A 22,981-nucleotide genomic window follows, 5' to 3' on the forward strand; every position below is an offset into this window, starting at 1 on the left:
CGATTCGGATCAGGAGAAGCCCGCGACTGAGGAAGAGAAGGGAAGGGTTTCTTCGATTCCACAAGGACCGGTGGAAGTCTCTTCGCCTACGTATGGTCCTGCTCCGACTCCGCATTCCGATTCCCGGCCCAAGGATACGAAGATAGAGATCGTACATGAGATCGTGACGGACTTTATCTGGAGGGGGTTGAGTTTTTCAGGAGAAAATCTGAATCGTCGCAATAATGAAAGTTATCGCGCGTTTACCTTCGTTCCTTCCTACCAACCTACGGTCACGTTTCACACTCCTCTCAAAGGCTTTCAGGTGCAGTTTTGGGGAAATTTTCAATTAACGGATCGGAATGACAGGGACAGTGACGGCCGCTTCCAGCTATTTCCCGGCGGTCCCGGTCCGGCATATCCCGGGCAGGGCTCGGCCGGTTCCTTGAGCCCCTATTCGGCTCCGTCTCCCGACGTTCTGAATTCCCAATGTGTCTACGATACTCAGACGAATCTCCTTCACGGAAATGCTGCGACCGGTTCCACCTGCGGAGGTCAGGTTCCCGGTTTTAAAAAGGAACAAAACGGGATGAGACGCTCGGACGGATTGTTTTACGCGTTCTATTACAACTTCGATAAGACGGATTGGGGCACCTTTACGGCCGGAATCTGGTTTTATAATACGTTTAACAAAAATACTTCCTATTCCTCTCCGGCGTTAGGAGCTTTGAATCCTTTAGCGCAGCAGGGAGTCTCGGGAGCGAATAATCCGTCCACCCAGATCACCAGATTGGCTTGGGAAGAATACTTCTTCTTTTGGAAATTCCCGTTTTTGAAATGGGCCAATCCTACTCTTTCCTTTTACACCCAGATTTCTTCGGAAAATTCGGGACTCGCCGCCGGAAAGAATTATATTTCGCTTACAGTGGGGCACGAATTCTTTGCGGACAAATTTTTTAGGGTTTTGCCTCAGGTCAACGTGGGTTATGTGATGAGCAATAATTTGGTCGATAATAGAAACGGAATACAGGACGTCACCTCCACTCTGACTTTCTTTTTCGGGAAATTCTTCTTTAAAGCCGCGGATGTGTGGAGACCGGACCTGTATCTTTACGATACTGACAATTATTACGGAGCTACCGGCGGATATGTGAACCGGAACAATCGGGACAACAAGATCGTAAATCCTTCCAGAGTCAACGGCCCCGCCAATCAGATCGTATTGGATTATATCAACGGTAACGCTTCTCTTTCGGAGTCGATGAAGCAGGTATTACGGGAGGCATATACCCTTCAAAAAATCCCTTCCCATCTCATCTGGTTCAGCATCGGTTTTTCCCAGACTTTCTAATTGCTCGTAATTAGGGAGGAGAAACGTTCCTGTCCTCCAAAAGTCTTCTCAAGATCTTTCTCTGTTCTTTTAAGGAATCCTTCTCGATTCCGTTATTCATCTCGTATAGGATCTTCTCGCTTTCGTGGACGGTCAGCGTCCAAGGTCGCTTTTCCATCAAGACATGAACGTAAGAGACGAAGGACTCCGCAAAGAAGTCGTCGGCGTTAGAAGCGGAATACAAGGTCGGAAAAGGGGAGTCGGCGAGGATTGGATACACGTTTTTCCACTCTTTGTCCAAGGAGAATTCGGAGGTATAGAATCGGACTTTCCGAAGCGTCCGGAACCTTCCTCCGTCTTCGAAGGATTTATTTTCGGATCTCCAGACGGACTGATAAAAAGGACGATCGGAAAACTTCCGGGTTCGATCCCGCAAGTCGGGTCCGGTGCCGGAAGTGACGGCCAGGATATGTCCGAATTCGTGTAACAGGATATATTCCAGAGCGGCGGCTTCCGTATCCTCCGAAGGCTCCTCTATCCGAATCCGGACGGAGATCTTCCCGTTTTGGAAGGGAGAATTTTCCTTGAAAGTGATCCAATCGTTCGCTTTTCTGCGAAGCACTTTGGAATCCAGGATCACGAATCCTCCCTTGGGGATTTCCTTTTCATACACGATTCCGCTCACCGCGGTTCCGCCTAGATTTTCGCATACGATGATTCCGAATAATTGTTCGTTTAACAATTTATCTATACGTGTAGGAATTCTTTTTCTGACCTTCGAGAGTTTTCGGGATAGGTCTGCTAGATCGGTCGATGCGACGGGGGAATTTTCGAATCCGTCTATACGGTTTAAGGCTTCCACAAAACTCTTAGAGTGATCGTCCAGAGGAAAAACCCGCGATTCCCAGGAAGATCTGGGATCCTTGTAATTTTTCAACTCGGTGATCGGGCTCGTCCGGAACAGATCCGCATAAGGATTTTGTTCGCTTCTTTCTGGAGTACAACCGCACAGGAATAGTAAAGCCGCATATGCGCCTACGTATCGCCACATTTCCGATCTAGAATCCAACGAATCGTCTTTCATGTCCGTCCTTCGGATTCTGAGAACTTTCCTTGGGTAGGAAAGTATTTTTCTTTGCACTGCAAAAAATACGGGAACCGGTTTTCGGGTTTATGGTTTGCAATCATTCGACCGAATGTGAGATTAGTGCCTATTCGTTATGAACCGGGGAGCTTTTTCCTACTTGTCCTACCGATTCAAATGGGAGAAGTTTCTTTCGTTCGCGGTCTTACTTACCGTCGCGACTCCTTGCTTTGCCGACGTAACGAATCCTTGGCATCTTGCCGTAGACGAAAGGATCCTGAATCGTAAACACGTCTCCCATATCGTTTTAGAGACTAGACCGGGCGGCTACAGGATTACTTTGTTGTTAAGCGAACGTTTTCCCTACTCGTATAAATCCAAATCGGCGCCTTTTTTTATACGCGTCTCGGATGCTAAATCAGGTTTGGAACTTGCGGAGAAATTAGACGCATATCTGGAGCGCGGTTATAATATCAGGATCCGTCTGAACGGATCCGAAATCGTAGAATACGAACTTGATGAATCTATTGAATAGTAAAGCGGCTGGAATACTGAACCCCTGGAGTTTCGTGGAAAGGGAGTTCGACTACAAGGAGATCGGCGCTTGGCGCGATCTGATACGGATCGATCAATCTTTCATCCGGATCGCGTTCTTAATGCACTTTCTGATTTATCTACTTCTGTTGGTCCCGGACGTCCGTCAATCCCCTTTGGGAACGTATTTCGGGATCATACTGAGTTTGAATATTCTCAGCTTCGTTCTTTCATTCCAAAGACGTTATCTTTCGATCATCATTCACGGTACGAACTTTTCCATCATATTCCTGGTGATGCTGATCTTAAACGAATCCTTTTACGGATTCGATGATTTGCATAGTCTTCAACTTTATAACAATTATTTTCTGTTGGTCGGATTTTTAGTACTGTTTCAGATGTTCCGGTTGCGGGCGGAAGGTTGTCTGGTCACTGGAGCATATGCCACCGCGTTGCATCTCGGTTTCGTTTACGTAAAAGTCAAAGGACTGAATTTGACTCTTGTCCCCCCCGTGCTTCTCGTGCCGGATGCGGTTTACCTTATCGTGAGTATTATCGGGACCGCGATCGTCATTATCGTGCGAAGGTTGGTTCGGATCTCCTCCGAGCTGGATTCCGATTATCGTTTTTTGCAACACGAACTGCAGATAGCCCGGAAAGTGCAGGAAACCCTTTTTCCGGAAGAGATCAGCATTAAAGGATTCAAATACGAAGTTTATCGATCCACGCCGAACGAAATCGGCGGGGATTTTTACGACTTCGTTCAATTGAGGGAAGGAAACATCGGGGTTTTTTTGACCGACATCGCCGGACATGGGATCGCCTCGGCCTTAGTCGCTTCGTTTATCAAAATCATGGTCGCTACCATGCCTTATCGGTTAAAGTTACATCCGGTAAGGTTGTTGGAATATTTGGACGATACTCTTTTAAGACAATTCAAATCCCACCATGCTTCCGGGATTTATATTTTCTTCGATTTTCTGTCCAGGGAAGTCCACTTTGCCAACGGCGGCCATCCTTACGTCATTCATTCCGAAAACGGAAGCGAATTCCGTGAGATAGAGACGACCGGAAGCATTTTAGGTTTCGGAATCAAAAGACCTATCGCGGAACTGATTACTCTTCCGATTCTGCCCGGAGAAAAACTTTTCCTATATACCGACGGATTGATCGAGAATCGAAATCGGGAAGGAAAACAGCTTGGTACGGAAGGGCTATTGGAAATATTGAATAAGAATCGAAAGGCCGAGAATCTGAAGGCCTTCAAGAAAGCGGTACAAGCCGATCTCTTCCGATTTTTCGGCGACGTAGAGTTCGAAGACGATACCCTTTTCTTGATCATAGAAATGGAATAGGAATCAAAAAGATGAGTGAAATGCTGATCAACGTAAGCAAGGACGCTGGAATTGCGATCCTGGAAATCAATCGCCCCTCCGCGTTAAACGCTTTGAATGAGGAATTATTGGTTCGAATCAAGGAAGAATACGTAAAATTGGAACAGGACGGCACGATCCGAGTCGCGATTGTTACCGGGCAGGGAAAGGCTTTCGTCGCGGGAGCGGATATCGCAAAGATGCGCGAATTAGACGCAGCACCTGCGGAATCGTTTTCTGGAATAGGACAGGATGCTTTCGACACGATTCAGAACAGCGGCATCGTATCCATCGCCGCGATCAACGGGTTCGCTCTCGGAGGCGGATTGGAATTGGCGTTGGCCTGCGACATTCGCATCGGATCGGAAAAAGCGAAGTTAGGATTGCCGGAAGTTTCCTTGGGATTGATTCCGGGATTCGGCGGAACGCAGAGACTGGCCCGGTTGATCGGTTACGGAAGAGCCATCGAACTCGTGTTAAGCGGAGATATGATTTCCGCGGAAGATGCCTACAGAATCGGATTGTTGAATCGGTTGGTAAAGGAAGGAGAAGATCTTTTGGAGAGCTCCAAACAACTGGCAAAATCCATCCTGAAAAAGGGTTCGATCGCAGTCAGGACGGCAAAGCGTATCGTTCTGGAAGGTTTAGAAGTTCCCTTGTCCAAGGGACTGGAACTGGAAAGGAAAGCGTTCGGTTCTTTGTTTGCGGGAAAAGAATCCAAAGAGGGAATGGGCGCCTTTTTGGAAAAACGTCCTCCGAATTTTTAAAAGAGTTTGGAAAGATGAAAACGAGTAGGATCGTTTCGATACTTCTCCTCTTTTTGTTCGTTCCCGGACACGGCTGGGGCGAGAACCCCCCGTATTTGGAAAAAACGACGATCTATGTGAACGAACATCCTCTGGTCGTCGAAATCGCGAATACGGATCCTTCCCGGCAGAGAGGATTGATGTTCCGCAAAAAACTTCTAGATAACGAAGGCATGTTGTTCATCTTTCCTTCCGAAGAGTATCTGACCTTTTGGATGAAGAACACTCTGATTCCTTTGAGTATCGGTTACTTCAACAAGGATCGAAGACTGGTGGACACGTACGAGATGGAACCGAACCAAACCAAGGTACTGTACCACTCCACCGAAAAGGTACTCTACGCTCTGGAGGCGAACAAAGGTTGGTTCGCGAAGCACGGGCTCGGAAAATTTGCCGTCCTAAAGATAGATTCCAGATATATCGGTAAATAAAAAAAGGGACTCGGATTCGAGTCCCTTTGCTCGCGAAAAGCTTAAGTTTAGATTAAAGAGCTTCCGCCGTTTTTTCCTGCAGATCCTGCAGAGTTTTGGCTTCCATCACCTTGGAGGATTTGAGTTTTCCTTGTTCCACCAGCTTCAGAATCACCTGAGAGCCTACTGTTTCGGAAGTCACTTCCACTTCCATCATACGGTCTCCTTCCGCCTTGAAGAATTTTCCGGGTTGGTTCCGGAATGCCGTCAAGGTTTCCGACTTTCCGTCTTTCAATGCGGTCACGTCCATACGGGAACCGAAGTCGCTGAAAGAAAGAGTGATCTCGGCGCCGTTCTGCCGGAAGGTTTTGACGAACTTGCCGTCTTGGTCGTATTCGTTCAAACCGATAGGATTGCTTCCGCTCCAAAATTCGATCAGGTTGAATAGGATCACGTCCAGAAAGAATCCGATTCCGTACAGGATGGAAAACGGAAAATACATCAGGAGGGTTTTTACCAATTTGTTCAGGAATCCGCTTCCTACGTTAAAACCGTCGTTTGTAGTGTAGACTTTATGGGTTAACGCGAACTTGCCGAAGCAATTTGCCAACGATCCGAATGCGATCGCGGTAACTGTGATCGCAAGTAGGGTTTTTTTAACGAAATTTTTTACCATGTCGAAAAGGACTCCGTTTCCTTGGATTTAATAGCAGAGTTCTAATTCCGGAGAAAATTCTTGCAAGAGAATTCCTTTATGCGGAACGAAACCCAAAAAGAAAATCGCAGGAGTTTCGCGGGGAATGAGGTCTTGGGAATCGCCGGAGAATCCCTTGACCTAACCGACAGGTCGGTATTTCTGGACCTACGGTCCTCGGCCTTTTTGCCCGGAGTCCGGTCGGAGTCGGATTACCGGCCCAAATAGGGAGCACGGATTTTGCTTTTTCCCACGCTCGAATTTTTTCTTTTTTTCAGCTTCGTTTTTCTAGTTTATTGGTACCTTCTTCCGGTTCTATTTCCGAATCATCATCTACGCAAATTCGTCGTTCACGTTTTCCTCTTGGTCGTGAGTTATGCGTTTTACATGAGTTGGGATTGGCGTTTCGGCGGATTGATCCTGCTTTCCACGATCATCGATTACGTGCTCGCGGATCGGATCTTCGAATCCAAGAACCATTCCTACCGGAAGGCGATGATTACCTTGAGTCTGGTTTTGAACCTGGTATTCATCCTAGGATTCTTCAAATATTATAATTTTCTTTGCACTAGCTTAAACGACCTTTTGGTCCTATTCGGTTTCGGTCCCTTTTTCCCCATTTTAAAAATCGTTCTTCCCGTCGGCGTATCGTTTTATACGTTCCAATCCTTAAGCTACACGATCGACGTGTATCGCGGAAGCATTCCTGCGGAAAAGAGTTTTCTGAGATTCGCGCTGTTCGTGTCGTTCTTTCCGCAATTGGTCGCCGGGCCCATCGTCACAGCCAAGACGTTTCTGCCCCAGATGGAAACGGAAAAAAAACTGGAAAATATTCCCTTCCGCCGCGCGATCCGATTCTTTCTCCTGGGATATTTTAAGAAGGTCGTTCTATCGGACAATGTCTCGCCCATTTCGGATCTGATCTTTAAAAATCCGGAAGCCTATTCCACGGAAGCTCTTTGGTTGGCCGCTTTCTTATTTTGGGTGCAGGTCTATTGCGATTTCAGCGGATACACCGACATGGCATACGGTTGCGCGCTTTTACTCGGATATGAACTCCCGGAAAATTTCAGAATGCCGTACCTTTCCCAAAGCGTCACGGAACACTGGCGTCGTTGGCACATCACTCTTTCTTCCTGGCTCAGGGATTACGTTTATATCTCGTTGGGAGGAAGTCGTGTCGGAGCGTTTCGTCATCGTTTTAACGTATGGTTTACCATGTTCGTAGCGGGCGTTTGGCACGGAGCCAACTGGACCTTCGTGATCTGGGGTTCTATCCAGGGAACTTTTTTGATGATCGAAGCCGTGCTGAAGGATCTCAAGGCCAGATTGTTTCCGAACGTGTCCCTTTCTACCGGCTGGGAAAAAATTCTAGTGCCGGTTCGTATCCTGTACGCGAGTTCCGTAGCGATCACCTTCGGCGTGATTTTCAGATCCGAGTCTATGGGCAAAGCCGTTACAATGATTTCCGGAATGGTTTCCTACCGGACTGGAGAACTCAGACCCTATATGTTGAAGGTGGGTCTTCCGGCGATACTTTGCGTAATCCTTGGGCATTTTCTAGGTTGGCTGATCTTCGAAAAGGGAAAACAGATCCGGATTCCGGTGTGGCTCGAGTTCGCCTTATATCCGTTTGCGGCGGTGCTTCTTGCCTTGCTAAGTCCGGATGCAGAAGTTCCTTTCATCTACTTCCAGTTTTAAGACGTAAAACGCTGGACAGTCCGATTCTCGGGCCTTAACTTGATTTCCTAATTCATGAGCGATTCTGGACAGAAATATAGAAGTCCGAGATTTTATCCCAGAGACTTCAACGAATACATTGTCCATATCGAATCCGGATTGATCACCCTGGAAGGCAAGCTAGGAAACATTTCGGAATCGGGAATTTGCGTACTGATGCCGGGAGATGATCTCTCCCAAACGATCGCCGTCGAAGGCTCCGTGATCGAGCGGAAAACGGGAAAGCGTCTGGAATTCTTAGGCGACGTGATCTGGCGTGTAAATAAGCAATTGGGGAATAAGGAGAAATTCCTTTATGGAATCCGCTTCCGCTCGCCCCTGGAACTTACCGAATCGTTAATCCTCATCAATCTATCCTTAGAGGGTGACAAGCCCTTTTGACAAAACCTGCGGATTCGAGTCCACGGGGTATTTTTATTGCAAGACCGGAGGGAAAAGGTTTCGATGTCGGAAAGGATTCTCATGGCCGAAAAGGAAATCGCGCAACGAAAGCTCACTGTCCGGGAGAAGGAAATCCAACTTTTAAAGCAGATCCGGGAAGGCAGCGACCAGGCCTATATAGAGCTGACGGGACCGTACCGGGAGAGACTGTATCGAAAAGCGGTTTCCATGGTAAAGGACGGGGACGATGCGGAAGATATCGTTCAGGACGCCTTGATTTCGGGCTATAGATCCATCAAGAATTTCCGGGCCGAATCCGGCGTATACACCTGGTTGTACAGGATCGTAGTCAATAAGTCCAAGGACCTGCTCGCCAAGAGAAAACGTGCCAGAGAAAACTCTATGGACGAATCCGAATTCCAGGTTACGGATCATCGCCTCGGCTTCGAAAAAAAAATAGAACTTTCCGACGAATCCGAATATCTAATCAAAAAGATAAACGAACTCGAAGACATATACAAAGAAGTCATTGAATTGCGCTATTTCGAGGAAATGTCCTATTCTCAGATTGCTGAGGTCCTCGGGTGTAATATCGGGACGGTCAAGAGTCGTCTATTCAAAGCAAAGGAATTCTTAAAGCACCTGATCCAGCAAGATGGGCGGGGTGACGGTTATTTCAGGTAGAAAAGTTATGGAAAAAGAAATGCAAGAATCCCATGTACGGACCCGTTCCGCCCGCTTATTTTCGGGTATTTTCGGAAACGAAGATCAGGAACTGATTCGTCTGGAAAACTCCATCGTACGCGCGGTCTCGGAACTGCGGAATAAGGAACTGGATCAGATCCGCCTTTCGGAAAACTTCGAGTTCCGATTGCAGAATCTGTTAAAAGAAGCTCGAGTGGAACATGAGAGCCTCTGGGAAAAATTCTCCCGAACGGTGATCTGGAACAGGTCTTTCCAGTATTCCCTCACAGCCGGTTTAGCGGTGCTCGTTCTGGCGGTGTCCGTAGGAAGATTTTCTTCTTCTTCCAACGGGGTCCCTTCCGAAAGATCCGGAACCCTTTCCCTCGGAAGCGACCGCGACTTCATCGACCTTCCTTCCTCGGCTAAAATCGACCCAAATACCAATTCTGCCTATCTGCTAGAAGTAACGAAAAATCCGGAAAGTCGGAAGGTTTTGGACTCCCTGCATTCTTATTTTTTGGAAAAAGGGGATACTCGGACTGCACAGGAAATCCGCGAGATCATGGAACTTTCCGTAGGGAAATAATTTCGCTTCCGAGTCCGAAAAAGGACCGCATTGTCGCGGTCCTTTTTTATGTACGAACGGACGGGAAGTTTTAGTTTCGGCCGGACCTTCTTTGGTAAAACCCCGGCTCCAAAGCGTCTAAAATGCGCTTCGCCTCTTGGGCCGTCTCGGCATAGTAAAGGGAAGTCCTGGAATCTAGGAGAGCGCAACAGATCTGAATCATTCTACATTTTATTTTGAATTCATGGATTCCCTTCCGGAGAGACAGGGAGTCTTTGAGCCTAGAAAGCTCCTGTCGGAGCTGATCGATTTCCTTTTCGCTCAATTTTCGGATTTCCCGAAAAATTCCCTTTTCCAGGCAATAGACCGGAATCGCTTCCTTCAGATCGTTTTTGTCCCGGATCTCTCCGGAAAGAGTTTCTAAGGCTTTCAAAATCGGTTCCGACTTGATGCAATCCGGACGGAGCGAACTCGGGTCCTTGAGAAATGCCTCCCTGTACAACAGCAATCCTTGGGATTCGTTTCCGGAAAGATAGGCGCATTCCGCACGAAAGAATAAAAGCTCCGGAGAAAATCGTTCCAGACCGGCGGAATCTCTTAGGACCTCCGCCGCGGATTCCACATCGTTCTCCATCAACAATCTGTATGCCAATTCCGAAACGGTGGAGGCGGGAAGGGATTGGAGTCCTTCCTTACGGAGTATGATCCGGAATTGGTCCGCGGATTCCTTCAAGACGGAATCCTTGGCGGCTCTATAGGAAACGGATTTGGGGAAGTCTTTCTTTTCGTAAATGGTCTCGAATTCCTTTAGGAAATCGAGCAAGAGAGAAGTCCTTTCTCTCCCTTCATTCGAATGATGGATCCGGTCCACTCGATTATCCCAGAAAGAAGAGGTGTAAAATCCCGAGGTGAATTCGGGATTTTCCGGATCGGATTCCAACAAGTGGTCGAACGTTTTTTTTGCGTGCTCGAATTCTCCCTCTAGTAGATAACGGATCGCTTCCTCGAATTTCCTATCGGAATCCATCAATGGGCGGCTTTTTTATCGTGGTGCTTGCTGACTTGTTTTACGATTTTATCTTCCAAGCCGTCGAGGCAGACATAGATGTCCTTGTCCTCGTTGTGCGCGTTGAATTTGTTTCCGTCTGCAGCAAGATTTAAGTTGGCGTTGACCGCTCCATGGATTTGCTCGAAGGATATTTCCAAGGAAACGACCTTCTGCACATACTTACTGATCCTTTCCAGCTTTTTGCTGGCATAGTCTTCTGCAGCCGCGGAACGATCTATATTCTTCCAAGTAAAAACGATTTTCATAACCTACTTTCTCCTTCGCGGTCTATAAGATTTCCGAGTTGCAGAAAGACACTGGTAAGGGCTCTGAAACGAAATCGGAAACCGGTTTTTTGGGATGGAAAAACGGGGAGGGTTTTTCCCCGCCCGGAAAACTCGAAGTAAAAGTAGGAGACAAAAGGTTCGAGTCAAATCAAAAAAAGCGCCCGCCCCGGACGGGGCGGACCAGGGAAGTTAGAACTAGAGATGGGATGATTTTAATCTTTGGAAGTGGCTAGTTCCTTGTTCAGGGTTAGGCTCGGTTGCTTTTGATAAGCCAGACTACAAGCTTCCTGGTATTTTTTGAGACCTTCTTCTTCCGCTTGGAGGGCAGAATCCAGGTCGCCCATTTTTTGGTAAATTTGGATCACTTCTTTGATGTTTTCCAGTGCCTGGCAGGAACGGCCCAGGCGGAATTCGGAAATGGATTTTAAATACAGCACCAATGCGAATCCTTGGCTTTCGGTGTCTCCGAGTTTTGTCCGTACAGCCAGAGATTGGTTGTAAAATGCGATCGCGGATTCATAATCGCGGGTTTTTTGTTTTAGGCTTCCCAAAGCAGTCAGCTTATTTGCAAGTTGCATTTCTGATTCGGGAGTATAGTTTGTGAGCGAAGCTTCGACCACAGAAGTCTCTGGTTCTGCGTAAAGAGCAGTGGAGATGCTTAAAACTAAGGCAATTTTAATAATTTTGTTCATCTTTTTATCTCCGATCTGTGGATCTGTCTATAATAGTGCAATTCCCGTGCCAGGCCCCTGAGTAGAAGTTGAAAATAAAAAAGAAAAAAGGGGAATTTTTGAACCCGATTTCCGTTCTGCCGCGAGTGAAGCATCTCTTTCCTTCCTACAAAAATCCTATCCGGATTCTTCACCTCTGGCAATGGGCAAGGGCGTAGAAATCGGTGGCTTAAGGATTAAGAACTCGTAAAAATTCCTAGAATTCAGGCCGAATCCGGACAAAAACCCTTCCCGCTGCAGGAAGGGTTTTCTATACAGTGGATTTGGGGGTTCGCCGGATGGCCGCGCTGCTTCCCGGGCCGGGTTTCCGGATGCCGAGAAGTGTGAGGAAAGTCCGGACACCATGGAACCGCGGGACCGGGTAATTCCCGGAGTTCTACTCCGTTTCAGCGGAGTAGGGCATGGAAAGTGCAGCAGAAAGTATACCGCCTTGGAGGAATTCCGAGGTAAGGGTGAAACGGCGGGGTAAGAGCCCACCGCCATTCCTCGTAAGGGGATGGGCAGGCAAACCCTCCCAGGTGCAATCCCGAATAGGCGATCGTTAGTTGCGGGTTCCGCAAGATCGTGGGTAGGGAGCAAAGAGTCCGATCGGCAACCGTCGGGCCAAGATAAATGGTCATCGCCGGAGGATTTCGAAAGGAATTCTTCGGTACAGAATCCGGCTTATAGGCGAACCCCTATTTTCTTCCTTCTGCCGCGAGGCGAATCTCCGTGATGCTTCTTGACGAATGACGGAGATTTACTGTAATATATTTTTCCGCTGAAAAGGTTGGGGCGGTCCCCGATGTCTGCAAGTGCCTTTTTTTTCAACAAGCAAGGGGATGGAATCGCCCTAAACGGTCTGAAAGGATTTTTGCAAAAGGAAGCCCTGTCCAGATTCAGGTTTGCGCTCTCTTTATTCGCGTTCTTTGCCGGATTCGGATTATTGTTAGGCGACCCTTCCCAAAACGGCCTCCACGATCCGTCCTGGATCAGAATACTTCATGTAATCTTAATTTTTATTTCCTTTGTATGCAGTTTTTGGATTGGAGGTTTCCGTAATATAAGCGAATACTTATTGCTGTTTCATTTCGGTCTGATGAGTCTCCACTCGTTCTATCTTCTCTACACGAACGGTCTGTATCTAGGGTATCTGTTCGGAATGATCCTGGTCAGCCTGAGCGCCGGGGTTGCCTTCAGCAATCGAAGATTGCTGATTCCCTATCTATTGGTGTTTTTGTCGGTGGCCGTTTTCGTTGGGACGTACTGCAAGGATCCCAAAATAGAAGTGGGAATGTACTATTTCGGGATCTTTTCCTCCGCGATCCTTGCAGTGCTTGTTCTGGGCTTTCGTCTGCAGGCATTCGACAATCTAGTCAAAGCGGACGCCCAGTTGGAAAAATTCCAGGCGAATATCGAAGAGGAACTCAGGCTCGCCCAATCCACGCAAAAGAGTCTGGTCGATCTGGAATTTCCCGAGTCGGGAACGTTCCGCATCCATTCCTACTTCCGTCCTTTGGTCAGTGTGGGAGGCGACTTGATCAAATCGGAGATAGGAAAGGACGGAAAGCTGAACTTCTTCTTTGCCGACGCTGCAGGTCACGGAATTTCCGCCGCCATGGTTTCGGCTATGGCCGTCATGGCGTTTAAGATGACCGCTCCCAAAACCGATTCGCCGGCAGGTGCTTTGTCCATGATCCACGAATCTTTGAAGACCATGATCGGAGGGTTCTTCATCACCGCCGTATATCTTAGGCTGGATCCCGAAACGAAAGAAGTGGTCTATTCCTATGCAGGACATCACCCTGCCGTACTGATAGAGGCGGACGGAAACGTGACTCCTATGGAAGGGAAGGGAACCGTGTTGTTGGCCCTGCCCAAGCTCTCAAATCGGGACTATCGAAAAAACCTGAGGGCCGGGGACAGGATTCTTCTTTTTTCCGACGGCCTATTCGAATTTTTCGCGGAGAATAGACAGTTTTTCGGTTACGATTCGTTTCTGGACTTGGTTCGAAAACACACTTCGCTGAGAGGCGATAAGATGCTGCAGGCAGTGGGAGAAAACGTGGCCTCGGTGCGAAAATCCGCAATGTTGGACGATATGACGATGCTCCTGATCGAAGTCGTTTAATCCGGGTTAAAAACCGCTTGCTCGTCGCTCGCGGCGGGTTACGATTCCGGCCTATGTGTGATACCTTCGTCGCTACCCCGGAGAGCACCGCTTCGGGGAAGATGATTTTCGGTAAAAATTCCGATCGGGAACCCAACGAGGCGCAATGTCTCGTTCGTTATCAGGAAAGAAAAAACCCTTCTGGAAATCTGAGAGTCACGTACAGGAATCTCCCGCAAGTAAAAGAGAATTTTGAAATACTGGTTTCCCGACCCTTTCAGATGTGGGGAGCGGAAATGGGGGCGAATTCCAGAGGAGTGACGATCGGCAACGAGGCGGTGTTTACGAAAATTCCGTTTTCAAAAAAGGAGGACGGTTTAACGGGAATGGACCTGGTGCGCCTGGCTTTGGAAAGATCCAAAACCGCAGCGGAAGCCAGGGATTGGATCGTGGAACTCATAGAAAAGTACGGTCAGGACGCCAAAGGCGGATACCAAAATCGGAATTTCCGGTATCACAATAGCTTTCTCATCGCCGATTCGAAGGACGCATACGTCCTGGAGACTGCCGACCGTTTTTGGGCCTGGAAACGGATCCGAGGGTTTTACTCGATTTCCAACGGATTGACCTTGGAATCGGACTACGACGATCTGCACCCTTCGGCCATCGATTACGCCCGGTCTCACGGCTGGCTGGCAAAGGGGGAGACGTTCTCCTTTCGTAAGGCCTTTAGCGATACGTTCTATACTACATTCGGTAAATGTAATGTTCGTCGCGCTCTTACGATGAGGGAGGGGATTTCCGCAAAAGGGAAATTGGATATAAAAAGCGCGATGGAAATTCTGAGGATGGAAGGGCAAGGCGGACCCAAGTCCAGAATGGGCGGAGGGCCGGGAGGATTTCCTCCCAGAGATTCGGATTTTTTGCCCGCGAATTCGGGAATGGGGTCCGTATGTCTGCACGCGACCGGATTTTTAGCCCCGAACCAGACGAACTCGTCCCTGGTGGCCCAGATCGATCCGGATCCTTCCCGGTCCCAATACTGGTTCACAGGTACTTCGATTCCCGCTTTGTCCGTATTCCTCCCTTTCTTCATTCCAGGAAAGTCCGCTAGGAACGGAAGGATCATTCAACCGGGAGCAGTGCCCGATTCCTCCCTTTGGTGGAGTCACGAAATTCTCTACCGGCTTTGCCTCCGGAATTATTCCGAAGCGATCGGAATTTTTTCCGCAGAACTAAAAGAGTTACAGGAAAACTTATTTAAAAAAACGGAAACTATCCTCTCCGAAAAGAAAAGCACGGGAAGAGAGGATTCTTTGTCCGAGACCGCTCTGGAACAGGTCGGAAATGCCTATCGAAAATGGAGGATCGAGGTCGCCGAACTATCGATCAAGGGAATGTTTTTACCGAAGCCTTGGTTTTCCCCGTTTTACCGGATCAGCTGGAAATTATGGAACCGTAGGGCGAAAATCACGGATTCCGTTCTGAAGGGGAAGGACCTGCCTTACGAGCGCGCATATTTATGAATTCGACCAGGAGGGAAAAAGCCATCGCGAAGTAGATATATCCTTTCGGGATATGGAAATGCAAGCCGTCCGCAAAAAGCATCACACCCACAAGGATGAGAAACGATAAGGCTAGGACTTTCATACTCGGATGCGCGTTGATAAAATCGCCGACCGGACCGGAAAAAGCCAGCATGATCAACATGGAGAGAACGACCGCGGAGGCCATTACGTAAAAATCCCCGGATAAGCCTACTGCGGTGACGATGGAATCTATGGAAAAAATAATATCCAAGACGATGACCTGCGAAACGACTCGGCCGAAAGAACTTTTTTTATCTTCGGAAAGGGAACCTTTTTCTTCCGATTCGATCTTATGGTGGATCTCGCTTGTACTCTTTGCGATCAGAAAAAGACCTCCGGACAGCATGATCAGGTCCCTGCCGGTCACCTTAAAGAGAAACACCGAAAAAAGTTCCTCCGTAAGACTCGCCAGCCAACTCGCGGCGAAGAGCAGCGCGATCCTGAACCCTAGAGCCGCCAAGAGTCCCACGCTTCTGCCTAAACGTTGGTCCTCTTTGGGTAGTTTGCCGACCACGATGGATAAAAAAACGATATTGTCGATTCCCAAGACCACTTCCATCGCAGTAAGAGAAAATAAGGCTACGGCGGAGTCTAATAGTTGTGCTTCCATTCGAAAAAGAAAATCGAATCGGAAAATAAAAAAGCAATCGATTTCCGGCGGAATTCCGTGGAAGATTTCGGACTTGTAGAGATGGATTTTTTACCCAAAGAGTTGATGCAAAGTCCCGTCCGAGGGAGAAATCTGATCGGTCCGACATTCGAGCAGAACCTTCCCGTAAAACAGACCCTTTTGGTTTTTCTGCGCCATTTCGGTTGTATTTTTTGCCGGGAATGCGTATCCGATCTACGCGACCTTTCCGATTCTATCCCGGCATTTCCGCCGATTTTGTTCGTATATCCGGAAGAAGAAAGAATGGGAGAAGAATTTTTCCAAAGGCACTGGCCGGAAGCGAGCGCCATCGCCGACCGCCAAGCTGCATTCTACGGACTAGCTGGCTTAGAAGATGGAAATTTTCTGGAACTCGCAGGTCCGGAAGTTTGGGGGGCCGCGCTTCGTGCGGTAGCCAAGGGAAATTTCTACGGGGTCCAAGGGCAGCACCTGTTGCAGATGCCCGGAGCTTTTTTGGTTCTGAAAGATCGGATTTTATGGGAGCACAAGTATCGGCATATCGGTGACCATCCCGACTGGACTAAGCTGCCGGGTTGTTCGCCGATCTCTTCGGAAAACCTGGATCCCGGAATTCTGCCCGCCTAATCCTTCAAAAAAAAATCGTAAATTAGGTCTTTGTCATCGGATTGCGTCTAACGCACACAGGCGAAGGGAGAGATTCGCTCGCCCGATTTTTCATTTGCCGTACATGAGGCTTATGATGGATCGAGACCAACGATTGACCGAAGCGGTCGCAACCTATTTTCAAACCGGAGAGAAAAAGGACTTTCTGAACGAAGCATGGATTTGGACCAAACATATCTGTATGCGTAGGTTCGGAATGGATGAGGACGGAAGTTCCGAAGTGATGCTGAGGATCGTTCAAAGTGCGGAGCGCTGCCTTGAGATTTATCGATCGAGGGAATACGGGAATTTTCCGGCGTATTTTACCGTTTATGTAAAGAATCAGATTCTGAATCAGAGAAAGCGGGAAAGCGTATCCCGGAAAAAGGAAAGAATCCTGATGGAGGTAAAAGGATCCGATATCGGAACTAGGGAAACGGTTTCGGAAATGAGGACTAGCGAAGAAGAGATCTTACGAATCCTAATGCGAAAGGCATTGGCGGAACTCGAGACTCTTCCCTGTCTTGTGGTCAAAATGAGGCATAGGATACCCATGAATCTGAGGGAACTCAAACTTTTGAAAGGAAAGCTAAAAAGAAAATCCTCCGGTCTTCGGGCCTATTTTATGGAAGAAGAGGAATACGAAAGAAGCCAGAGGTTACGCAGGAAGGCAGTGACGGACCAATTACAGGTCTTTTTCGGACGGACGTATTTTTCGGAATCCAACCGCTCCGAAAAGTGGAGGAAGAGAAAAAAAATCTGGGCCGACAAAATGGCCCATATCGGGGAGGAGCAAAGTTTCCGCCGGATCGCCGTTAGTCTCGCTCTCAGCGAACATACGGTAAGGAAAGTGTATTACGACGCGATCCGAACAATGCGGGATCGTCGGGTCGGAAAGGAGTTCCACCTTTCCCTCGCTGCGTGATCAATCTTTCGGTTTTACCGTAGGAATCCAGAGCTTTCGGAAGATGGATTTGTTCCTTAGAGAGGATAGTTCGCCCAAAAGATTCGCGACCACCTTATGGCCTGCCTCCATTCCTCGCGTAACGGAGCGATTCAACAACCGGGAACTCGTGCTCACCATGCTAAGTTCGGAAACTTTAGGAGCGATCACCCTGATCTTGACGTTCGCAGGAGGGGATTCGATGATCCTGAGGGCCCGATTGTACATCGTGTGGTGGACCTTCGTGATCATGTGATAGAGTTTTCGATCGGAAGGATAGGAAAGCCATCCTTGCAAGTTCGGGATCGGGTCCGAAAAGTCCTCTTTGGGGGAATTTAAAACCACGGTGATGTCCTTAAATCCGGCCTCTATCACTTTTTCCACAGGGATCGGATCCGAGATCCCGCCGTCTCCGAAATACTGGTCTTCCAATTTCCATTTTCCCCGGGTGGCGATGGGAAGGGAAGTCGCTGCTTTGAGGAGATGGAGCACGTTGGAGGCGGTGGCGCGAACATATTCCGCCCTGGCCTTTGCCAGATTCGTCACCACCACATAGAAAGGAGAGGTTTCTTTTTTTTCCAAATATTCTGCGGGCAGACGGTATTTCGTCCCGAACAGGTAATCGATCAAGTATTCTTGGTCGAGGAGGGTTTTTCCCCGAAACGGATTCAACAAGGAGATGAGCTTGTTCCCGACCAGCTCTTTTCTCCAGATATCCAGGGTTCGGACCTCTTCCTCGGGAGTGGTTTCGTAACCTGTCGTATAATACGCCGCCGCGCAGGACCCGGAGGAAACCCCTAAAATGAGATCGAAAAATGTGGAGGGAAGGTATTGGTTCAAAGCGTAGAGGGCGCCTCCCGCAAACGAACCTTTCATTCCTCCGCCGGCGACTACCAAAGCCTTAGAATTTTTGGAGGCGGACGGAAGGTCGTGGTTGCCCGGAAAAGCGTCGGAGTTTCCGGGGGAAAAATAAGAACTCATCTGATTCTTAAAATGGATCCCTGACCCTATCCCGCAAGCAGGATGCAATTGTGCGGTGGCAAATTCCGAGTCGCTTTTTTAGGAAATTCGATCCTTTTTTGCAACCCAAAATGCTCTAATTCCCTTCGATTTGTAATGAAAATAGGCTAAATTTTATATACAAAAAGGGGGGGATTAGAATCCTTTATGAATTGACCGGAATTTTTTTTCCGTCTAAGCTTTTAATACGTTTTTATGCATTTACAACCTGCATTCGGAGCGACGGTAAAACGAATCGGGGGGAAGTTTCAATTCCTTCACTCCCTCATTTTATCCGTACTTCTGTATTCCCTCGCAATGGATGCAGTGATCGATACCATCGATATCTGGAATGGCGATTGGGGAGGGGTAGAAGGAGAGGTTTTCCGGCCGAGAATCCCGAGACAGAATGTGAGGGAGCAGTCCGGACTATTTACCGGTTCCTACTTCGAAGCCCAGACCAAGACGGAAGCTAGAGAGGATTCTCTCCCATTACTCGGATTTCAATTGGTCCAGTCCAAGTCCACCTTGGAAATGGCGGATATTTCCGGCGCATTTTCCCGCAATACATTACTCCAACACACTTTTCTTTCTCTTCCCCCTCCTTCCTCCGCTGTCGTTTGTTGATTCGGTGATACTGAATTTTAGGGGAAAAGGTTCCCCGGCGAAACCGAGATTGATTCCGGTTTCGAGTTAGAAAAACGGAGATTTTAATATATATGTCGATTATCAATACGCAAGGTCCGGTCCGACCCATCCTATCCAAGCCGGGACAAGTTCCCGCAGAAAATGGCCAACCAGGTTTCGAATTCTACGGACGTCATTTAATGACGGATTTCGTAGGATGCCAAATCGATTTGGACGATGCGGAGAGGATTTCTCGAGACATGGAAGAAGCGATTCAATCCATCGGCGCCACCATTTTGAACAAGGTCGAACATCGTTTCGATCCGCACGGAGTGACGATTCTATTTTTGCTTTCGGAATCCCACGCTAGTATCCACACGTACCCGGAATACGGTTCCTGCTTCCTGGATATTTTTACCTGCGGTAAGACGATCGATGTGATTCCTTTTGGTACCTACCTACAGAAACTGTGGAAGCCGGAGAGAGTGATCAATCGGTACGAAGAGCGGTCCGCTTAAAAGAGAGGTAAAATGGATCCTACTACACAATCTTGGTTCACGGAACAGGTCGATTACCGTGAAATGCACCAATTCCTGAAGGATAAGAATTCCAGGAGTTTCCGTACGGAGTTTCAGCAAGTGGAGTTTCACCACTTGCACGCCTTTGGAAAGACCATGGTGCTTGATGGAGCGGTTCAATCGGCCGAAGCTGACGAACATTTATTTCATGAATGTTTGGTACAGCCGGCGATGCTGGCCCATCCGGAACCCAGAAAAGTCCTGATTTTAGGAGGAGGCGAAGGAGCGACCTTACGGGAAGTGCTCAAGCATGATTCCGTAGAATTGGCCGTGATGGTAGATATCGACGGCGAATTCGTGGACTTTTGCAAGAACCATCTTTCGGATTGGAATTCCAGCGCCTTTTCCGATCCTCGTGCAAAACTTTTGTACATGGACGGTCGGAAATATCTGGAAGAGACGACGGAGACTTTCGACGTGATCATCACCGATATCACGGACATCCTAGTCGACGGGCCGGCCATCCGACTGTACACCAAGGAATTCTATGCTCTCTGCGCCAAGAGACTGAATCGAAACGGATATTTGGCTCTCCAAGCTCTGGAACTTTCCTCGCAAATATGGGCGCAACACGCCACCCTCCGGAGAACGATCCGGAAGTCTTTCGAGTTTGTGGAAAGCTATAGCATCTTTGTGCCTTCCTTTACCTCTACTTGGGGATTTATCATCGCTACGAATGCGGGAAATCCTATTCTGAGTGCAGAGGAGTTGGTGAACCGCATCGAAAAACGGAACATGGCTTCCCGCCTGTATGCGTTTGATGAAATCACCTACCGGGGTATTTTTTCTCTGCCTAAGGATCTGAGAAAATGTCTCTCCCTAGACGGGTCCTTTTTGGAAGACGAGCAACCTCTACGATTTTCCCCTAAAGATACGGAGTATCGGAAAGGGGTCAAACGATGACCGATGGCCGAGCGTGCTTTCGGGTATACTTTCTTTCGCAAGTAAAAACCGGTTCCGGCCTTAGAGCCGGAATCGAAGAGATCTCCTCCTCCTTTCGCAAATCTGCCTGGAGTCTAGGATTTCCTTTTGATTGTGTCGTCGTTCTGGATATGGACGGCGACCAGGCGCAAGAACGTGTTCAGGTCGAAGGATGGCTTAGGGAGCAAGCTCTCCCTTGCGAAGTCATTTCCGTCTCTAGACCTGTCCGAGCGGCCGAGTTACAGTCGAATTCCCGCGAGAAGGGCAAGAATTCCCTTTTCGCTACGAGAGCGGCTTTTGCCGCTTTTTTTGAATTTACTCACAGTTATGCTCAGAGAGCTCGAGAGTGGGCGGTCAGAAGCGTATCGAAATATTCTAAAGTAACGACAATGCAGTTGTTGGAAGCGGATGAAGTTCGTGAAGAACATGACCGTAGTCTAACTTTACTTCTCAAACTGGAAGCGACTTATTCTTTACTTTCGAAAGGATTCGACCCAGAGTGGGAGGAACTGAGAAAATTCGGAATCGGACCGAAAGGACCGAATTCGGAAGAGCTAGAGTCCTTGGTCGAGTCTTGGGAATCGATTCACGAGGCCTTGGAAGTCCTTTTGGAAAGAGTCTCGGAAAAGAAGTTTTTATTTTGGGAAATGTTAGCGGAATATACGATCGTAGTTCTGATTCTTTTGGAATTGGTCGTAGGAGTCATGGAATTTATGCGCGGTTAACTCTGCCGTTCATGTACGCTTCACTAAGATCCTTCCTTTTTTACACTCTTTTCGTTTTGTATTTTTTCGGCGGCTCTTTCTTTTGGCCGTCCTCTTTGGGTTCGCAAACGCCGGGGCCGGGTTTTTTCCAAGGGAAGGACCGGAAGGCGAGGCGGGAGTCCGAGAAAGAAAATGAAAACCGAAAGCCCGGATTCAATTCCGCAAATCAAAAGACTCGGGTCTCTGCGAGACCTCCGGAGTCTTCCGCCGAAAACGAAGATGATGACGAAGAAGACAAAAAGCATGAAAGTCTTAAATCGGATTCGAAGCAGAAGGAAGACGACGAAGAGGATAAAATCGCCGTAAACGTCGAGTTTGCTACGGACTTCGTATTTCGAGGAAATACGTTCGGTAGCGAGTCTCTGAGCCAAAGGGACAATATCGCTTACAAATCCTTCCTACCTGCCTACACGTTCCAGCCTTCCATAGAGATCCCGGTAACGGACCGCCTAACGGTGGAATTCTGGTTCAACCTTTTTACGAGCCATTTGGGAAACCGAGATTCTGACCAAAGGTTTTTGCAAAATCGGCCCGGGGGACCGGAGCTCCTGGGATATTACCAACCTGCCTTGGCCCAAGGGCAGATCCCTTTCGATCCGAGATTCGTGCACCCTTATAAGGAAGACAACGGATTAAAATGGGATAACGGAGGCGAGATCGAACTGACTTACGAACTGAGCAAGTCGAAGTTCGGAAATTTGGACGTCGGATTTTTTTCCTACAACACATTCCTCGCCAAAGACAGGTTTTCTTGGACTCAGGTGTTTGTTCGGTGGGAAATTCCGATCCTTCAATTTCTGGAACCGAAACTTTCCTTTTATAAGACCATGGACCCGGCAAACGACGCATCCACGACCGGAATCAACAAAGGCTGGGGATATATTCCTTTGGAGATCGGTCATGAATTCAAATTGAACGATTCCATGAAATTCTCTTGGACCACTTCGGCCGGGTACATCATCCGAAACAACCCCGCGGACAATCGCTCCGGTTTTTCCGATATCACCACCACTTTAAAGTATTCCATCGACGGTTTTTTTCTCACTGCAAATGCCGCCTATCGCCCCGACTTAGAAATTTACGACAGCAATTATTATTTCGACAATATCAAAGGCAGATACCAGAACGAGGACGGACTTACCGTGGATCCGTCGAAACAATATGGGATGTATAACAATGCCTTTAAACAGGCCGTCGTCAATAATGTGAGCGATCCGATCCTCCAAAAGGTGATTATAGATTCTTACCAAAGCCAGAATATCGTCAGGGCCATTTATTATTTTTCCGTAGGATATACAAAATATTTTTAATTTATAAAACCTGCATGTATTTTCCGGACGGTTTACGGCCTGGCTTGTGTTTGCTTTTTCTTCCGGCTCGTCCCGTAGGGCGCATTTTTCAAGCGGATCCAAAGGGGAAGGGTAGGATTTTATTGGAAGGCGGAATGCCTGACCTAGAAATATGTTCGAGAATTGAAGGAAGAAAATTGGGATAAAATGTATAAAAATAGTTTGACGTGAGTGGAGACGTAATTAATGTGGATTTCACACCG

The 22,981-nt window shown here is 48.0% G+C and carries 24 protein-coding genes, 1 other RNA gene and 1 pseudogene; 19 read left to right on the plus strand and 7 right to left on the minus strand.

All coding sequences use genetic code 11. The annotated features are described in order from the left end of the window. Positions 1-4 precede the first annotated feature (4 nt). Positions 5-1,330: pseudogene (locus EHO60_RS10700) on the plus strand (hypothetical protein); the annotation flags it as partial. Between the two features lie 10 nt (positions 1,331-1,340). Here the strand turns inward: EHO60_RS10700 and EHO60_RS10705 are convergent. Further along, positions 1,341-2,393, minus strand: a complete 1,053-nt coding sequence (locus EHO60_RS10705) for a hypothetical protein (RefSeq protein ID WP_246028260.1) — start codon at positions 2,391-2,393, stop codon at positions 1,341-1,343. 136 nt (positions 2,394-2,529) lie between these two features. Between EHO60_RS10705 and EHO60_RS10710 the strand changes: the two genes are divergently transcribed. Genes EHO60_RS10710 through EHO60_RS10725 form a run of 4 tightly spaced genes read left to right on the plus strand, consistent with a single transcriptional unit; the run spans position 2,530 to position 5,537 of the window. Then, positions 2,530-2,928 (plus strand): hypothetical protein, encoded by a 399-nt coding sequence (locus EHO60_RS10710; RefSeq protein WP_425460286.1) that lies wholly within the window; start codon positions 2,530-2,532, stop codon positions 2,926-2,928. Next, a complete protein-coding gene (locus EHO60_RS10715) occupies positions 2,912-4,282 on the plus strand; it encodes a PP2C family protein-serine/threonine phosphatase (protein ID WP_135768181.1) in 1,371 nt (456 codons plus the stop codon). Before EHO60_RS10710 ends, EHO60_RS10715 begins: the two co-directional genes overlap by 17 nt. Positions 4,283-4,293: 11 nt before the next feature. Next, entirely contained in the window at positions 4,294-5,067 is a 774-nt protein-coding gene (locus tag EHO60_RS10720) for an enoyl-CoA hydratase/isomerase family protein (protein WP_135768182.1), read from the plus strand. Between the two features lie 14 nt (positions 5,068-5,081). Further along, the gene (locus EHO60_RS10725) at positions 5,082-5,537 is read left to right on the plus strand and encodes a DUF192 domain-containing protein (protein WP_135768183.1); all 456 of its coding nucleotides are present in this window, start codon (positions 5,082-5,084) and stop codon (positions 5,535-5,537) included. A gap of 52 nt (positions 5,538-5,589) precedes the next feature. On the opposite strand, the gene EHO60_RS10730 is transcribed toward EHO60_RS10725, so the two are convergent. Continuing rightward, on the minus strand, positions 5,590-6,192 hold the full coding sequence (locus tag EHO60_RS10730) for a DUF3332 domain-containing protein (RefSeq protein ID WP_135768184.1): 603 nt from the start codon (positions 6,190-6,192) through the stop codon (positions 5,590-5,592). Positions 6,193-6,450: 258 nt separating this feature from the next. Here EHO60_RS10730 and EHO60_RS10735 point away from each other — a divergent pair, with 258 nt between their 5' ends. From EHO60_RS10735 to EHO60_RS10750, 4 genes are all read left to right on the plus strand, one after another. Further along, the gene (locus tag EHO60_RS10735; RefSeq protein WP_135768185.1) at positions 6,451-7,911 is read left to right on the plus strand and encodes an MBOAT family O-acyltransferase; all 1,461 of its coding nucleotides are present in this window, start codon (positions 6,451-6,453) and stop codon (positions 7,909-7,911) included. Positions 7,912-7,965: 54 nt separating this feature from the next. After that, positions 7,966-8,331: a PilZ domain-containing protein gene (locus EHO60_RS10740; protein WP_135768186.1), complete on the plus strand. Its 366-nt coding sequence runs from the start codon at positions 7,966-7,968 to the stop codon at positions 8,329-8,331. 63 nt (positions 8,332-8,394) lie between these two features. Continuing rightward, the gene (locus tag EHO60_RS10745) at positions 8,395-9,015 is read left to right on the plus strand and encodes an RNA polymerase sigma factor (protein ID WP_425460287.1); all 621 of its coding nucleotides are present in this window, start codon (positions 8,395-8,397) and stop codon (positions 9,013-9,015) included. 7 nt (positions 9,016-9,022) lie between these two features. Then, on the plus strand, positions 9,023-9,601 hold the full coding sequence (locus tag EHO60_RS10750; RefSeq protein WP_135768187.1) for an LIMLP_12425 family protein: 579 nt from the start codon (positions 9,023-9,025) through the stop codon (positions 9,599-9,601). A 70-nt stretch (positions 9,602-9,671) separates the two neighbouring features. Here EHO60_RS10750 and EHO60_RS10755 read toward each other — a convergent pair whose 3' ends face one another. The 3 genes from EHO60_RS10755 to EHO60_RS10765 all read right to left on the minus strand — a co-directional run bounded on the left by EHO60_RS10755 (position 9,672) and on the right by EHO60_RS10765 (position 11,607). Beyond that, complete coding sequence (locus EHO60_RS10755) at positions 9,672-10,607, minus strand: hypothetical protein (RefSeq protein ID WP_135768188.1); 936 nt, start codon at positions 10,605-10,607, stop codon at positions 9,672-9,674. Beyond that, the gene (hpf, locus tag EHO60_RS10760) at positions 10,607-10,894 is read right to left on the minus strand and encodes a ribosome hibernation-promoting factor, HPF/YfiA family (RefSeq protein ID WP_135768189.1); all 288 of its coding nucleotides are present in this window, start codon (positions 10,892-10,894) and stop codon (positions 10,607-10,609) included. The genes EHO60_RS10755 and hpf overlap by 1 nt, the downstream gene beginning before the upstream one ends. Before the next feature lie 233 nt (positions 10,895-11,127). Then, entirely contained in the window at positions 11,128-11,607 is a 480-nt protein-coding gene (locus EHO60_RS10765) for a tetratricopeptide repeat protein (protein ID WP_135768190.1), read from the minus strand. Positions 11,608-11,912: 305 nt separating this feature from the next. Here EHO60_RS10765 and rnpB point away from each other — a divergent pair. From rnpB to EHO60_RS10780, 3 genes are all read left to right on the plus strand, one after another. After that, an RNA gene (rnpB, locus tag EHO60_RS10770) (RNase P RNA component class A) lies at positions 11,913-12,328 on the plus strand. Positions 12,329-12,430: 102 nt separating this feature from the next. Beyond that, a complete protein-coding gene (locus EHO60_RS10775; protein ID WP_135768191.1) occupies positions 12,431-13,756 on the plus strand; it encodes a PP2C family protein-serine/threonine phosphatase in 1,326 nt (441 codons plus the stop codon). Between the two features lie 53 nt (positions 13,757-13,809). Next, positions 13,810-15,261 carry a peptidase C69 family protein gene (locus EHO60_RS10780; RefSeq protein ID WP_135768192.1) on the plus strand — a complete coding sequence of 484 codons (1,452 nt, stop codon included), beginning with the start codon at positions 13,810-13,812 and terminating at the stop codon, positions 15,259-15,261. On the opposite strand, the gene EHO60_RS10785 is transcribed toward EHO60_RS10780, so the two are convergent. Continuing rightward, positions 15,206-15,934 carry a TerC family protein gene (locus EHO60_RS10785; RefSeq protein ID WP_135768193.1) on the minus strand — a complete coding sequence of 243 codons (729 nt, stop codon included), beginning with the start codon at positions 15,932-15,934 and terminating at the stop codon, positions 15,206-15,208. The genes EHO60_RS10780 and EHO60_RS10785 overlap by 56 nt on opposite strands. Before the next feature lie 57 nt (positions 15,935-15,991). Between EHO60_RS10785 and EHO60_RS10790 the strand changes: the two genes are divergently transcribed. Next, the gene (locus tag EHO60_RS10790) at positions 15,992-16,579 is read left to right on the plus strand and encodes a SelL-related redox protein (RefSeq protein ID WP_246028262.1); all 588 of its coding nucleotides are present in this window, start codon (positions 15,992-15,994) and stop codon (positions 16,577-16,579) included. 112 nt (positions 16,580-16,691) lie between these two features. After that, positions 16,692-17,522, plus strand: a complete 831-nt coding sequence (locus tag EHO60_RS10795; protein ID WP_135768194.1) for a hypothetical protein — start codon at positions 16,692-16,694, stop codon at positions 17,520-17,522. Here the strand turns inward: EHO60_RS10795 and EHO60_RS10800 are convergent, their stop codons facing one another. After that, positions 17,523-18,521 (minus strand): patatin-like phospholipase family protein, encoded by a 999-nt coding sequence (locus EHO60_RS10800; protein WP_135768195.1) that lies wholly within the window; start codon positions 18,519-18,521, stop codon positions 17,523-17,525. A gap of 234 nt (positions 18,522-18,755) precedes the next feature. Here EHO60_RS10800 and EHO60_RS10805 point away from each other — a divergent pair, with 234 nt between their 5' ends. The 5 genes from EHO60_RS10805 to EHO60_RS10825 all read left to right on the plus strand — a co-directional run bounded on the left by EHO60_RS10805 (position 18,756) and on the right by EHO60_RS10825 (position 22,739). Next, the gene (locus EHO60_RS10805) at positions 18,756-19,166 is read left to right on the plus strand and encodes a hypothetical protein (protein ID WP_135768196.1); all 411 of its coding nucleotides are present in this window, start codon (positions 18,756-18,758) and stop codon (positions 19,164-19,166) included. 92 nt (positions 19,167-19,258) lie between these two features. After that, positions 19,259-19,684: an adenosylmethionine decarboxylase gene (gene speD, locus EHO60_RS10810; RefSeq protein WP_135768197.1), complete on the plus strand. Its 426-nt coding sequence runs from the start codon at positions 19,259-19,261 to the stop codon at positions 19,682-19,684. 12 nt (positions 19,685-19,696) lie between these two features. Further along, positions 19,697-20,647 carry a fused MFS/spermidine synthase gene (locus EHO60_RS10815; RefSeq protein ID WP_135768198.1) on the plus strand — a complete coding sequence of 317 codons (951 nt, stop codon included), beginning with the start codon at positions 19,697-19,699 and terminating at the stop codon, positions 20,645-20,647. Next, positions 20,644-21,390 (plus strand): hypothetical protein, encoded by a 747-nt coding sequence (locus EHO60_RS10820; RefSeq protein ID WP_135768199.1) that lies wholly within the window; start codon positions 20,644-20,646, stop codon positions 21,388-21,390. The genes EHO60_RS10815 and EHO60_RS10820 overlap by 4 nt, the downstream gene beginning before the upstream one ends. Positions 21,391-21,401: 11 nt before the next feature. After that, entirely contained in the window at positions 21,402-22,739 is a 1,338-nt protein-coding gene (locus tag EHO60_RS10825) for a hypothetical protein (protein ID WP_246028263.1), read from the plus strand. Positions 22,740-22,981: the final 242 nt, after the last annotated feature.

It is taken from the genome of Leptospira fletcheri (genome assembly GCF_004769195.1).
Lineage (GTDB): Bacteria > Spirochaetota > Leptospiria > Leptospirales > Leptospiraceae > Leptospira_B > Leptospira_B fletcheri.

Bases quoted from the DNA above. Each gene is read 5' to 3' on its own strand.
- EHO60_RS10720 (WP_135768182.1), top strand. From the start codon at position 4,294: ATGAGTGAAATGCTGATCAACGTAAGCAAGGACGCTGGAATTGCGATC.
- EHO60_RS10750 (WP_135768187.1), top strand. From the start codon at position 9,023: ATGGAAAAAGAAATGCAAGAATCCCATGTACGGACCCGTTCCGCCCGC.
- EHO60_RS10815 (WP_135768198.1), top strand. From the start codon at position 19,697: ATGGATCCTACTACACAATCTTGGTTCACGGAACAGGTCGATTACCGT.
- EHO60_RS10805 (WP_135768196.1), top strand. From the start codon at position 18,756: ATGCATTTACAACCTGCATTCGGAGCGACGGTAAAACGAATCGGGGGG.
- EHO60_RS10785 (WP_135768193.1), bottom strand. From the start codon at position 15,934: ATGGAAGCACAACTATTAGACTCCGCCGTAGCCTTATTTTCTCTTACT.
- EHO60_RS10705 (WP_246028260.1), bottom strand. From the start codon at position 2,393: ATGAAAGACGATTCGTTGGATTCTAGATCGGAAATGTGGCGATACGTA.
- speD (WP_135768197.1), top strand. From the start codon at position 19,259: ATGTCGATTATCAATACGCAAGGTCCGGTCCGACCCATCCTATCCAAG.
- hpf (WP_135768189.1), bottom strand. From the start codon at position 10,894: ATGAAAATCGTTTTTACTTGGAAGAATATAGATCGTTCCGCGGCTGCA.
- EHO60_RS10780 (WP_135768192.1), top strand. From the start codon at position 13,810: ATGTGTGATACCTTCGTCGCTACCCCGGAGAGCACCGCTTCGGGGAAG.
- EHO60_RS10710 (WP_425460286.1), top strand. From the start codon at position 2,530: ATGAACCGGGGAGCTTTTTCCTACTTGTCCTACCGATTCAAATGGGAG.
- EHO60_RS10740 (WP_135768186.1), top strand. From the start codon at position 7,966: ATGAGCGATTCTGGACAGAAATATAGAAGTCCGAGATTTTATCCCAGA.
- EHO60_RS10800 (WP_135768195.1), bottom strand. From the start codon at position 18,521: ATGAGTTCTTATTTTTCCCCCGGAAACTCCGACGCTTTTCCGGGCAAC.
- EHO60_RS10715 (WP_135768181.1), top strand. From the start codon at position 2,912: ATGAATCTATTGAATAGTAAAGCGGCTGGAATACTGAACCCCTGGAGT.
- EHO60_RS10765 (WP_135768190.1), bottom strand. From the start codon at position 11,607: ATGAACAAAATTATTAAAATTGCCTTAGTTTTAAGCATCTCCACTGCT.
- EHO60_RS10755 (WP_135768188.1), bottom strand. From the start codon at position 10,607: ATGGATTCCGATAGGAAATTCGAGGAAGCGATCCGTTATCTACTAGAG.
- EHO60_RS10745 (WP_425460287.1), top strand. From the start codon at position 8,395: ATGTCGGAAAGGATTCTCATGGCCGAAAAGGAAATCGCGCAACGAAAG.
- EHO60_RS10795 (WP_135768194.1), top strand. From the start codon at position 16,692: ATGATGGATCGAGACCAACGATTGACCGAAGCGGTCGCAACCTATTTT.
- EHO60_RS10825 (WP_246028263.1), top strand. From the start codon at position 21,402: ATGTACGCTTCACTAAGATCCTTCCTTTTTTACACTCTTTTCGTTTTG.
- EHO60_RS10725 (WP_135768183.1), top strand. From the start codon at position 5,082: ATGAAAACGAGTAGGATCGTTTCGATACTTCTCCTCTTTTTGTTCGTT.
- EHO60_RS10730 (WP_135768184.1), bottom strand. From the start codon at position 6,192: ATGGTAAAAAATTTCGTTAAAAAAACCCTACTTGCGATCACAGTTACC.
- EHO60_RS10820 (WP_135768199.1), top strand. From the start codon at position 20,644: ATGACCGATGGCCGAGCGTGCTTTCGGGTATACTTTCTTTCGCAAGTA.
- EHO60_RS10775 (WP_135768191.1), top strand. From the start codon at position 12,431: ATGTCTGCAAGTGCCTTTTTTTTCAACAAGCAAGGGGATGGAATCGCC.